Origin of the sequence: Photobacterium lucens, assembly GCF_009873615.1 — a bacterium.
GTDB classification, from domain to species: Bacteria; Pseudomonadota; Gammaproteobacteria; order Enterobacterales; family Vibrionaceae; genus Photobacterium; species Photobacterium lucens.
Genome location: NZ_SSMG01000205.1, coordinates 14,264 through 27,796 on the forward strand (window position 1 = coordinate 14,264; position 13,533 = coordinate 27,796).

Below are 13,533 nucleotides of genomic sequence, written 5' to 3' on the forward strand. Positions count from 1 at the left end.
TCAGCGTATTACGCTTTGTTGCTGTGAAAGTGGAAACGCTGGTGGAAATATTCTTTTAGGTGCTCTTCCATTTCATGAACTTTGGCATCAATGGCATCGCAAAGCACTTTGTCGTTGTTCATCGCGTTAACACGGTTGATCACCATATCTTCAATCGCTTCTTTTTGTGCTTCTGTTAATTCAACTTGGTTTGCATTTGTCATTGTTTTTATCCTACAGACAGTGAGAACAAGCGAGTAGATAACTGCTTACTTGCCAATTTCCTTCATCATATCGAGATCAGTTATCAGTTGGAATATCTGTAATCAGACATTGCTGTTATGAGTGTTAATAAACATCATGACAAATTAATGTGATTTAAATCTCACTATTGGACATTGTTAAAAGCTTACGCGTAAAATAGCCGTCCATACAAAAAATGCGGTTATAAAGGTGCAGTTGTTGATGAGCAATGTTGCGATGAAAGAGAATTTTGAGTTATTGGCACCCGGTGGTGATATTGAATCCATTAAAGCAGCTATTGCTGCGGGTGCGGATGCGATCTACTGTGGTTTGGACAGTTTCAACGCACGAAACCGAGCAACTAACTTAACCTTTGATGTTCTCAGCGGCATCATTCGTTTGGCTCATCAGAACAATTGTAAGATCTTCCTGACCTTAAACATCGTGGTATTAGATAGCGAAATTCCTGCGGTGATCCGTTTATTAAACAAGCTAGTCAATACCAAGGTTGATGGTGTGATTTTGCAAGATTTAGGCTTGTTCCACATCATTAAAAAGCATTTCCCTACCTTGGATGTGCATGCATCTACTCAGATCAATACCCATAACGATGGTCAAATTCTGTTTTTAAAACAGCTACAAGCAAGCCGTGTTAACTTATCCCGTGAATTAAATATTGGTGAAATTAAACATCTGGCGCAGTTTGGTCATCAGCATGATGTGTTAATGGAAGTCTTTGTTCACGGCTCTTACTGCATTGGTTTCTCTGGTCTGTGTTACATCAGCTCTGTGAAAAATGGTAACTCAGGTAACCGTGGTCGTTGTAGTCAGCCTTGTCGCGATCAATACCAAACCACCGCTGCGGGTAAAGATTTTCCACTGAACATGAAAGATAACTCAGCGTTCGGTGATATGGCGGAGCTTGCTGATGCTGGCGTGTATTCACTAAAAGTGGAAGGACGTATTAAGAAATCACACTACGTTTATACCGTGGTGGATCAATGGCGTCAGCAGATTGATCGTTACTGCGAGCAAAAGCCGCTATTAACCGATACCACATCACTGTTTACCGTTTTTAACCGTGACTTTTCTAACTCGTACCTACAAGGCGATATCAATAAGAGTATGTTTATTGATAACCCACGAGATAACTCGGTGAAGCACTTCTCACAAATGTATCAAGCGACCACCATTGATGATGTGAAAGGCGTTAAGCAAAAGCTGTATGACGATAAAACGGCGATTATCCAAAACGTTGAAGCTGTCACTAAAGATATGGATGTTAGCTCGCTACCACTCAGTATTGTCTTTAGTGGTCAAGAAGGACAACCATTAACGATTGTGGTAACCGCGCCTGAGAAAAATATCACGCTGCAATCTGAATCGGCACTGATTGGTAGCCATAAGCACACCTTAACCCATGACATGCTGGAAAAGCGTTTCCAAAGTTTGGCAAATGAAGGTGAATACCAAATCACTGAATTTAATACAGCCGATTTAGCCGAAGGTACATCGATTCCGTTTGCTGAGTTAGCGCAGCTTAAAGATCACATTGGTTATGTATTAAATGGTGAAGTCGCAATTGTTGCGCCGATTGATACACCAAAACCACGTAACAGTGTTAATCATCGTAAACCTACAGGTATTGAGCCTGAACTTGCGATTTTGATTTCAGAACCAAGTGATGTGGCATTAAATCAAGCTAATGATGCGGTACTTTACTACGCCATTGCTGAAGGTTTATCAATGGAGTTGGAGAAAACCGTCGCACTGTTTGAAGAAAATCCGCACCTCATCCCTTGGTTCCCTGCGATCTTAATTGGTGAAAACTACCAAGCGGCAGTGGCGTTTATTGAGCGTGTTAAACCGACTCGACTTGTTACTAACAATAACGGCATTGCGTATGTGGCTTACCAGCAGGGGATTGATTGGATTGCAGGTCCTTATCTGAACCTGACGAACTCCTTTAGTTTGCAGTGTATTGCGGATGAATTTAACGCTAAGGGGGCATTTGTTTCTAACGAGATCAATCGTAAGCAAATTAACCCGTTGGTGTGCCCTGAAAACTTTGAGTTGCACTACAGCATCTATCATCCATTAATGATGCTAATGAGCCGTCAGTGTTTATTCCATCAAACTGTGGGTTGTAAGAAAAAGCGTTTTGATAATAAGTGCTTACGTAAGTGTGATAAGTCTGCGTCTATCTTGAGTTTAAAAGATGCCTCGTTTGTATTAGATAAACAAAGAGGTGCGCATAACGCCTTATACAGTCAGCAGAACTACATGAACTTACAAGCGGTTACAGATTTCCCTGACAAGTTTACTCGCTTTATGATTGATCTTCGTGATATTAAAACGGACACACAAATCAGTGCTGATAAAGCAACGCTAGTATCGCTGTTTAATGCCTACATTCACGGTGATATGAGTGCTCGTGAAACGCTAGAGCAAACCATTGTTGGCACGATCCATCATCAATATAAGAAAGGCTTGTAAGTTCATCAGTTAACTTAGGCTAGGAAGTAAAACGGAAAAGTATCATGGTAGAGATTCAGATTGTCGCTTTTGATGACGCCCATCGAGGGTTGATCCGCACAGTACGTGATCAGGTTTTTATTCAAGAGCAGCACATCGATCCTGAGATTGAATTTGATGATTTAGACTCAGAAGCGGTACATGTACTGGTGATGGATGGCGAGCAACCATTAGGTACAGGTCGTATTTTAGCGGACGGTCATATTGGTCGTATTGCAATTATGAAAGCGGCACGTGGACAAGGCTTAGGGGCGAAAGTCGTTCAAGCGTTGGTCGAATATGCCCAGCAGCAAGGCTACCCACGAGTGGACTTAGGCGCACAAACCCATGCTGTCGATTTTTACCGTAAGCTAGGTTTCATGCCATACGGTGATGAGTTTATGGAAGCTAATATTCCGCATCAAGCCATGGAGCAGATGCTGGTTTGAGTGTGATATAAGCCAAACAACAAAATAGCAAAAGGGTGATGGATACTGACTATAGCTAGTTAAATGTACCATCACCCTTTTATTTTTCTCAGTCTTAACCCCAAAGAGTTACTTGGGTATAAATAGGAGATTAAATTACCTGTTTACCTTGTACCCAAACTTTAGACACGTTTTCTGGTTGTGCTAAAGCGATGATCTTCTCAATCACATCTTGTGGTGAATCAAACTCAGGCCAGATACGCAGATTGCCGACTTGCGCTTTGGCTTCTACCACAATGGCATCAAAGTGATAACTTGGCGCAAATATACCAATCTTCTCTTTCAACACCTTCCCACCACCGTTAGTTGCCATCCAAAACGCTTCATTGAAACTGATACGGCTATTAGCGATACCTCGTTGCTCGGCAGATAAGTAAATGCTGACACCTTCTTCACGCACTCGAGAATGAGATACCGCATCAAAAGCCGAGCGGAAAATTGAAGGGGTTGGCGCACCAGCAATATCACTGCCTAAACCAATATGAATGTCTTGATTTAATAGTTCACGAGCAGGCATGGCTGCATTAGCAAAGAACATATTAGATAACGGGCAGTGGGCAATACCTGCATCCACTTGCTTGATAGTGGCAATGTCTGATTGGGTTAAAAAGATTGAATGCGCCAAAATCGCTTTATTGGTTAATAGCCCTGTATCGGCATATAACTCAATATCCGTCATATTGTAGTGTTGCTGACTGTAATCTCGTGCCCAATCACTTTCTGAACAATGGGTTTGCATGTGCAAATCGTGCTGTTGGACTAAACCGCCTAAGGCTTTTAGCAATTCATGGCTACAGCTTGGCACAAAGCGTGGGGTGATCACAGGTTTCACTAACCCAGTCTGATTACCATGTAGGGACTGAACGTTATGAATGAATAACTCGGTATCATCAATCGCATCAGCCACACTGGCTTCACGGTAATAATCAGGACATTGTGTTGGGTTATCCATATTGATTTTGCCGACGAACGCACGTTGACCGATGGATAAACAGGCTTTAGCCAATAGCTCTGTAGACTGGCGATAAATCGAAGCAAAATACACCGCACTGGTTGTACCGTTAGCAAGTAAGCGTTGGCTCACATCTTGGTAAACTGCAGTCGCAAATTGATTGTCTTGATAACGGTTTTCTAGTGGAAACGTATAGTTTTGTAGCCAATCATACAGTGGTAAGTCTAAGCCTTTACCTGCTTGTGGCCACTGCGACGCATGACAATGCAAATCAACTAAACCCGGTAGCAAGTATTGCCCTTTGTTTAACACCTGTAATTTATTGGCATGTTGTAGCTGTGCTAATACTTGGGTGTATTGCAGATCGTCTTGGCGGTAAGTGGCAATAATGTCACCAGCATGATCGACTAAGATCAAGCCATTAGGATTAAATTCAATCTCACCCTTGATAGGACAATGGTAGCTATCACCTTGAATCGCAAACTGAATATTATCTAGATCAAGCATGTTCATTCTCCGTTGTTACCGTTTCTTCTTGGCTTACTGGCAGCAGAAAATTAAGTACAACAGCAGCAATAGCACCAATTGCAATACCTGAGTTAACGAGGTAGCCCAACAGTTGCGGTAGGGCATAGACCAATTCACGTGGCATCAGCACGGCACCGAGCGACAGCATAATAGGCAAACCAATCACTAACATATTACGTTCATTCAATTGAATGTTTTGAATAACACGGAAGCCATTCATCGCAATAACTACGCAGATCACGGCAAAAATACCTGAGATCACAGGATGCGGAATAGAGGCAATAATACTGGTGAGTTTCGGCATTAAACCTAATAGCAATAGGATAAAGCCACCGGCAATAATGGCACGACGAGAAGCCACGCCAGTAACGGCAATAATGCCAGCATTGGTTGAATAACCGGTTACTGGGCTACCACCAATGGCGGCACAAAATAAATTACCCACGGCTTCACCGGTAGCACCTCGGTTTAGGCGATCATCGGATAATTTCACATTCGTTACAGCGCTGACAGCACACCATGTTCCAGTCGTTTCAACCAGCACAATAACTGAGATAAATAGCATGGTTAGGATAGCAATAGGATCAAACACTAATTCACCAAAAGGTAACAGGCTTGGTAACTGGAACCATGCTGCTTCTTTTACTGATGAGAAGTCTGCCATGCCATACATGGAAGCGGTGATAGTACCAATGACAATAGCGCCTAATACCGACACTAAACGTAGCCAATGTAAGGTTTTAAATAAACAACCAAGCAAGATAAACGCTGATAACGATGTCATGCTCGCTAGTGCAATGACGATATTGGCACTAGGTTGTTCACTGTTATAAATACCATTAAAGGCAATCGGTAATAGTGAAATACCGACCACAATGATCACCGTGCCACCGACAATGGGTGGGATCAGCTTTCTTACAATGGCGCTAAATAGGTTAAACGGCTTGCCGAGTAGAGCAATAAACAACGCTATAGGAATTAATGCCCCGTATACCGCACCCATACCCAATGTTTTGCCAATAGCCGCAATCGCACCAATAGGAATGTAAGAAGGCCCTTGCATTACTGGCATTTTCAATAGATGCGTTGATTGTAAAATAGTCGCTAAACCTGCGACGACAAAGGTCATTTGGATCAGAGATGAGGTATCTGCCACGGTTAAGGAAAGTAAGCCAGCCAGAATAATGGGAACAATATACAGATCCATGGCTAAAACGTGTTGAACACCTAGCGATAGCGCACGCGGTAACGAGATTTTTTCATCAATATTAATCATGGTTTTTATCTACCAGTAAGCACGCCAATAAAACCAGCGTTGAAAATCGTATGAGTGGATGAAAATGTTTCTAATTGTAAAAATCAGCGTTATTTCAGCTGCTTATAAAGTTTATTGCAGAGGGTTGTTTAAAATTGCGCAGGATTTTACATAAAAAACCAACAAACGCAAACGTTTGCTTTTGTGGCGGTGAGAATATTTTTAAATGATTTGTAGAGCGTATAAAACGCTTAACATAATGAAAAATATGAATGTAAAAAAACGTAAAGCGACACAACTCTGACTTAAACCACTTAACTGTCTTATTAATATATAATTCCTTAAAGGTATGTTAGGAGGTGCTGGAAATTAATATCAGCGACTTGCTTATATTGTTTAATTTTCAGATAAGTTGATCATGATGAAACAAAAATGCATTACAGCGATGGTTTTCGCTGCTATGGCGTTAGTGCTTGTTGGCTGTGACAAGGATAGCCAATTAGCGTCCCACCCTAAGAAACATGGTTCTAAAATTACTCAAGTAGAAACGCAGCCTGTGACAGCACGTACACTCACCGAACAAATCACAGGTTATGGTGTGGTGAAAAGTCATAATTCCGTTGTGTTAAAGAGTCTGCAAACTAGCCAAATTACAGCTATTCATTTTAAAGCCGGACAAACAGTTAAAAAGGGGCAGGTGCTAGTGCAATTTGATCCTAGTGCCGCAAAAGCCAAAGTTGCTCGAGATCAAGCCTTACTAAACGCCTCTAAACAAACATGGTTACGTCAAAAAGAGTTGGTGAATAGAGGTGTTGTCGCTCGTAGTACTTATGATGATAGCGAGAGTGATTATAAGCAGGCATTAGCGCAATTAGAGCAAGATAAATCGCTGCTTGCTGAGCTTGCTATTAAAGCGCCTTTCGATGGGGTGATCAGCCAAACTGATTATCATGTTGGCGATGTTATTACGGTGGGAAATACCCTTGCCACCTTGTACACACCAGATCAATTAACCATTGAATATCAACTGCCAGCAGCACAAAAGTCAGCTTATAAGCTGGGGCAACAAGTGACAGTTTATTCGGAGCTAACACCGACAGAGCATGCACAAGGTACGGTGAGTTATGTTTCACCTAATATCGCATTAGGGTTGGTGAGTTTAAAAGCACAGTTATCTGATGCAAAACAGTTCTCACCGGGACAAAACGTTAAAGTGGTTCAACAAACACGAGACTTATTACAACAAGTTACAATTCCTACTGCTGCGTTAATGACTAATATCCAAGGTGCGCAGGTGTTTATTGTTGTGAATAACAAAGCACGTCTACGTGATGTGAAAGTTGGGCAATACTATGATGGCTATGTGCAGATCGTGTCGGGATTGGCGGTTGGCGATCAATTAGTGGTTAATGGTCAAAACTATCTACGTACCGATCAAAAAGTTGAAGTGATCTCTGCTCATAAACAAGAGCAAGTAACGCAATCATCACAGTCAGAGACGGCAGGTAAATAATGAAGTTAACTGAGCTGTGTTTACGCCGTCCAGTACTATGTACCGTGCTGTGGTTGATCCCCGTCTTTATTGGTTTGATCTTTTGTCAAAAATTACCTTGGCGTTATACCCCACAAATTAGCCAATCAAAAATTCAAGTCACTGTGCATGATAGTGCGCTAGCGGCACAAAACATGATGACAGAAGTGCTAATCCCTATTCAAAACGCTATTGCAGGTACAGAAGGGATAAGCCATATGTCAGCGACTGCACGGCAAGGGCGAGGCAATATCATCATTGATGTGGCATCGAGTATTGATGACAGTGAAATCGATACGCTAGTTAGTGAAATCCATAATGATATTGGCAATATTGAAAATAAATTGCCTGATGATATTTCGCCGAAAGTGACCAAATCTGACGATCAGGGTATGCCTGCAATGTTGATTGGTCTAACTCCCGGTCCTCATCAAGCAGAATATGAGTTTCATCAATATGGTACAGATACCTTATTACCCCAGTTAGAGCAGCTACCCGCAGCAGGTTCCGTAAGTGTGGCACCGAGTGCAGGGCAATCAGTACTGATCACCTTAAATCCTGGCAAAGTCTATTTTTATGGCTTAACGCTTAATAGCGTGATTAATAAAATTACTGATGTTGATAGCATTACAACTATCAGTGGTAAAACGTCTGGAACCGAAAGTCAGTATCAGCTTATTGTGACAGGGGCGATCGCAAGCCTTGATGATATTAAAAACATCATTATTGCTACTTATCAGCAGCAACCCATCCGATTAGAGCAAGTGGCTGATATAAAGATTGGCACACCAAGTAGTCAACGTGAAGTAAAGCCGCTGGTGGATTTCTCGAAGAAAAATGCCATGTTGTTCGTGTTAAATCCACAATACACAGCGACGGCAAATCCACTGGTACTGTCTGAGCAGGTACATGATTTATTGGACTCGATGACGTTACCAAGTGGTATGCAAGCGAAGGTATTACTGGATAAATCGACCTTTATTATTACCGCATTAGAAGATGTGTATGTTGCGATTGGTCTAGCGGTAATACTGGTTGCAGGTGTTATTTGGTTGTTCCTTGGTAATTTGCGAATTGCGTTAATTCCAATTGTTACCATTCCTGTTTGTTTATCGTGCTCATTTATCATTCTGAAGTTGGCAGGTTTTAGCATTAACTCCCTGACCTTGCTCGCAATGCTATTAGCCGTGGGGCTGGTGGTAGATGATGCCATCGTTGTGGTAGAAAACGTTCACCGCCAGTTACGTCATCATGATTCGGTGTTTAAAGCTACCGCAGTGGCTTGTCGTCAAATTGGTTTTGCCATTATTGCCACAACCTTAACTCTGGCTGCGGTATATATTCCGGTGGGGTTAGTTGACGGTATTACAGGACAATTGTTCCAGCAGTTTGCCTTTACATTAGCGGGTACTGTGATTATTTCTGGTGTTGTTGCACTGACATTATCGCCCATGATGTGCAGCACAATGATGAATCATAAACCTGCTGGACGTTTTGAAAATTGGGTGAATAAACAGTTAGATCGGCTTTCTCATGCTTATCATAATGTGCTTACTGCCACCATTGATTGGCGTAAAACAACGTTATTAGTCATGGTTGTTATTTTTGCGAGTAGTTATTGGCCTTTTACCCAAACACCGTCGCAAATGCTACCTGCTGAGGATTCAGGGCAAATCTTTTTATTCCAGCCATTGGAGGGAAGTAGCGATGAAGCTAGTCAGCAAAAGATGATCGATAACATGAATACGCAATTAAAGCATATTCCTGACATTGCCCATGTCGCTATCCTTACCAGTAGTGATTTTATCCGTGGCTTTGTGACGTTAAAGCCGTGGCAAGAACGTGATTTATCAGCTCAGAAAATCAGTGAAATGATCAATGCTAGGCTCAAAGAGGGCGGTAATCGAGCATACACAGGTGTGATCCCTGCCATTGAAACTGGCGGCGGTCGTCGTGGTAACAGTGGTGGTATCGATATTAATGTTAGCAGTAGTGTTGATGAGCAAGTGCTGGCGAAAGAGCTCACTGAAGTTACCTATAAAATTCAACAGTCACCGTTATTTTCTAATGCGCGAAGCAATCTTAAATTCGATCAGAACCAATTTAAGATCACCATTAATCGGGTACTAGCTTCACAATATGATGTGCCACTACGTAACATTCAACAAATATTAAAGCTGGCAATGAGTGGTAAAAGTTTCAGTAATGATATGAGCTATCAAGGGGCAAATTATCCGCTACATGTACAGCTAGAATCAGCATTTACGTTAACCCCTGACTCATTAAAACAACTGATGATTGCCAATAAACAAGGGCAGTTAGTACCGATGTCGGCGCTGATAAATATTGAAAATGAAGTTGGGCCACGTTCACTTGAGCAATACGACAGAGCCACGTCTGCATCATTATCTATACGATTAGAAGATGGCGTAAGTATGGGAGAAGGGATTGCAGCGCTAAACCAAATGCTGCCTGATATTTTACCAGCGAATGCAAGTTATGCTTATGTCGATGAAGCAAAACAGTATCTGGATGCAAACCAACAAATGCTGTTTGTCTTTGTGGCTGCACTTGTTTTTATTTACATGGTACTGAGTGCGCAATTTGAAAGTGTGGTTGATGCATTAGTAGTGATGTTGTCATTACCTATCACCTTATCTGTAGCACTTTGGGCATTGTACTTTAGTGATTTTACTTTAAACGTGTATTCGCAAATAGGCTTGGTCACACTCATTGGTTTGATTTGTAAGCACGGTATATTGATCACTGAATTTGCGAATGAGCTGCATGCTGAAGGATTAGCACCGCGAGAAGCGATACTCAAAGCGACGAAAACCCGTTTGCGTCCAATACTAATGACCTCACTGACCATGATATTAGGCTCTTTGCCATTATTGTGGGAAGCAGGTCCTGGGGCAAATGCGATGGGCTCATTGGGGATCATTATTATTGCAGGTATGGCTTTAGGTATTGTTGATCCATTATTTGTTGTGCCAAGCGTGTATTTGATGGTGCAAAAGTTCAAGCGTAAAAAGAACAATAACGCTATCGAATCTTAGCCATTAGTCGTGTGTTATCGATAAAGAAAACGCAGCCGAGTTGGCTGCGTTTTGTTTTTATTATCTTGTCACCGATAATATTTCAGCGTTTAAAGAGAGTGGGTTAAATCACTCTTTTTTTGCATTCTCTTTTAAGAAATCAAGTACAAGCTGACGGTCTTTATCGTTTAGACCTGCGCGTGGGAACATACTTGTTGTAATACCTTTCCACTGCTTGTAAGTGAAGTCACTTGGGTGTGGTGCGGCGTGACATAGAGTACAGCTACCGTAGAACAGTTTCTCACCAGGAGATTGCTGTGGACCTTGCTCTGCTGCAACCGCTTTTAAGCGCTTACCTAACTGTAGTGACCAAATATCCACTTGGAATTTAGACTTAACAATTTGTGGTGGCTCGTAAGCTTTGTTTGGTGTTAATACATCAGTACATTTCTTGAAGTAAGCCAAACAGGTATTAGCACTGGTTGCCTGTGCTAAACCACTACTTGTTTTACTGCTGGTTAGCATGTTGATAGAGCCAGAGTTACAACGGCCTTTCTCATCAAGCTGTAGCCATGCACCTTCGTGAATGTAAATAACACCCGGCATTGCTTCATCAGTAATACGTGCACCTGCAAGTAGCGCACCACGGTCGTTGTACACTTCAACCACATCGCCATCTTTCACGCCACGTGCTGCTGCATCATCTTTGTTGATAAGCACGATTTGACGACCATCAACAGATTCGTAGCTGTTCACATCAGCATTAGCCATTTGTGAGTGTAGACGCATCCATGGGTGCGGGCTTAGTACGTGAACCTGATCTTTCTTCGCATTACCTAACCATTCAAATGGAGGCATCCATTGTGGCATTGGTGGACACTCAAACGCTTTAAACTTCGCAAGTGTTTCACTGTAAAGTTCGATCTTACCACTTGGTGTATGAAGTGGATTTTTCTCAGGATCAGCGTAGAAATCACCATGACGAACAAAGCTGTTAGCATCAGCAGGTGTTGATAGGTGAGTAATACCGTTTTGCCAGAATGTTTTGAAATCATCCGTTGCATCAGAAGCTTCGTAAGAGGCTTTGATGTGTTGGTACATGGTTTTACCGTCAGTAAACTCTTGATGCACGTTAAACATGAATGCAAGACGAGAGAAGATTTCGTAATCGTCTAGGCTTTCACCTACAGGCTCAACTACTTTACGCATCGCATAAATCTTGTTGTTGCTGTAAGTACCACCAGAAGTGATGTCGTCACGCTCTAGTGTTGTGGTTGTTGGTAGTACGATATCTGAGTACTTCGCCGTTGCACACCACCAAGGGTCTTGACAGATAATTGTGTCAATATTCTCGTTAAGTGCTTGGATTAACTCGTTTGTATCTTGTTGGTGCGAAAGAAGGTTGTTACCTGCGTTATAGATTAATTTCGCTTTAGGTAACGTTAGGTTTGCACCATCACGGGTGTAGGCTTTACCCGGATTTTTCAACATGTCTGAAATCATTACAACCGGACATGTTTTAGTGATTGGGTTACGACCTTGAGAAAGACCGATAGGCATACGCTTACCAGAAGAAGGCATACCACCGTTACCATAGTGCCAGCTAAAGCCTGCACCTTCACCCGGCTTACCAATCTTACCAGCGATAGCGGCAAAGTTGATGATAGACCAGTGGATCATTTCACCGTGGTCAGCACGTTGTAGTGCCCAACCTGCTGCGATTTGAGTACGTTTAGTTACACAAAGCTCAGCAATTTCAACGATTTTAGCGGCTGGAAGACCTGTGATCTTTTCTGCCCATTCCGGTGTTTTCTCAATACCGTCGTCTTTACCCATTAGGTAATCAAGGTACTTATCAAAACCTACCGTGTATTTATCTAAGTAAGCCTGATCGTTCTTACCTGTTTTACATAGGTGGTAAGACATTGCAGTAAATAGTGCAGTATCCGTATTAGGACGAATATTGATCATCTCACTGCCAAGGGCTTTGTCAGTTTGGGTCTTCTGAGGGTTAATAGAGATAAACTTAATGCCTTTCTCTTTAAACGCTTCCCAGTGTTTTTGCATAGAGTGATCAGCAACACGGAATTCAATACGGTTAGTTTTCCAAGGGTCACAACCGATGAACAGAACAGCTTCAGTGTTCTCTTCAATAATTTTCCATGCAGTTTGTGGCGAGTACACTTCCATATCACCAATGATATGAGGAAGAATAACTTCAGAAGCACCTGCAGAGTAGTCACCCGCACAGATACTTTGACCACCGATCAGGTTGAAGAAACGACCTTGTAGGGTTTGTGGACGGTTAAGACCAGAGTGAGACCAACCACCGTAAGAAGAACTGAATATTGCTTCGTTACCGTGATTTTCGATTGTACGAGCAATACAGAAAGCGGTGAGGGCAATTGCAGTGTCCCAATCAACGCGAACAAACGGTTCTTTACCACGTAGGTGGGGGTTGTGGTTACCCAGTGGATCTTCCAGTAGTGACTTACGCACCATCGGGTACTTAATACGTGTGTCAGAGTACGTACGGCTTAAAACACCTTTCGTCAGCATTTCTGTTGGGAATGGGTCAACATCGTTAAGTGGTTGAACACCAATTAATTTACCGTTTTTAACAACAGCTTTGAACGGACCATAGTGGGAGGCAGATGGAATAACTTGCGTGTCGTCTGCAAATACTTTACCTGCTGGGAAAAGGGTAAGTCCGTTAGCAGCAATCGCTGTTGCTACCGAACCTTTTAAAAAGTTTCGACGTGATAGGGTCATAATTTAATTCCGAGACAGTCCGAGTAATAAATAAACCAAAGCACAATTAGTGCTTAATATTCATTCGGTTTTGATGCCTATTTTTTTATTAATTCTTGATAGGCTACACGGAAATAAGAAATATATTATAGGGTGTATTGGAAAATTAGTTTTCATTATTAGTTGCCATAGATCAAGATGTTTAATGGTCGATATAAATCGTAGAATATTTAGCGTATTAAGCAAAGTTTAAT

8 protein-coding genes are annotated in these 13,533 nt (G+C 42.0%); 4 read left to right on the forward strand and 4 right to left on the reverse strand.

The genetic code is table 11. From position 1 onward, the window contains the following. Nucleotides 1-8: 8 nt before the first annotated feature. Nucleotides 9-203 carry a hypothetical protein gene (locus E5A76_RS09585; protein WP_008987455.1) on the reverse strand — a complete coding sequence of 65 codons (195 nt, stop codon included), beginning with the start codon at nt 201-203 and terminating at the stop codon, nt 9-11. Between the two features lie 241 nt (nt 204-444). Between E5A76_RS09585 and E5A76_RS09590 the strand changes: the two genes are divergently transcribed. Both E5A76_RS09590 and E5A76_RS09595 read left to right on the forward strand, forming a co-directional pair. Further along, nucleotides 445-2,718 (forward strand): peptidase U32 family protein, encoded by a 2,274-nt coding sequence (locus E5A76_RS09590; RefSeq protein ID WP_161118786.1) that lies wholly within the window; start codon nt 445-447, stop codon nt 2,716-2,718. Nucleotides 2,719-2,762: 44 nt separating this feature from the next. Then, nucleotides 2,763-3,185 (forward strand): GNAT family N-acetyltransferase, encoded by a 423-nt coding sequence (locus E5A76_RS09595; RefSeq protein ID WP_161118787.1) that lies wholly within the window; start codon nt 2,763-2,765, stop codon nt 3,183-3,185. 130 nt (nt 3,186-3,315) lie between these two features. Here E5A76_RS09595 and E5A76_RS09600 read toward each other — a convergent pair whose 3' ends face one another. Then, on the reverse strand, nt 3,316-4,683 hold the full coding sequence (locus tag E5A76_RS09600) for an amidohydrolase family protein (protein ID WP_161118788.1): 1,368 nt from the start codon (nt 4,681-4,683) through the stop codon (nt 3,316-3,318). After that, a complete protein-coding gene (locus E5A76_RS09605; RefSeq protein WP_161118789.1) occupies nt 4,676-5,980 on the reverse strand; it encodes a solute carrier family 23 protein in 1,305 nt (434 codons plus the stop codon). The genes E5A76_RS09600 and E5A76_RS09605 overlap by 8 nt, the downstream gene beginning before the upstream one ends. 397 nt (nt 5,981-6,377) lie before the next feature. On the opposite strand from E5A76_RS09605, the gene E5A76_RS09610 reads away from it, so the two are divergent. Together E5A76_RS09610 and E5A76_RS09615 are read left to right on the forward strand one after the other, a co-directional pair. Continuing rightward, nucleotides 6,378-7,472: an efflux RND transporter periplasmic adaptor subunit gene (locus tag E5A76_RS09610; RefSeq protein WP_237459119.1), complete on the forward strand. Its 1,095-nt coding sequence runs from the start codon at nt 6,378-6,380 to the stop codon at nt 7,470-7,472. After that, on the forward strand, nt 7,472-10,549 hold the full coding sequence (locus E5A76_RS09615; protein ID WP_161118790.1) for an efflux RND transporter permease subunit: 3,078 nt from the start codon (nt 7,472-7,474) through the stop codon (nt 10,547-10,549). The genes E5A76_RS09610 and E5A76_RS09615 overlap by 1 nt, the downstream gene beginning before the upstream one ends. A 108-nt stretch (nt 10,550-10,657) precedes the next feature. Here E5A76_RS09615 and E5A76_RS09620 read toward each other — a convergent pair whose 3' ends face one another. Beyond that, nucleotides 10,658-13,300 (reverse strand): molybdopterin-dependent oxidoreductase, encoded by a 2,643-nt coding sequence (locus E5A76_RS09620; protein WP_161118791.1) that lies wholly within the window; start codon nt 13,298-13,300, stop codon nt 10,658-10,660. Nucleotides 13,301-13,533 lie beyond the last annotated feature (233 nt).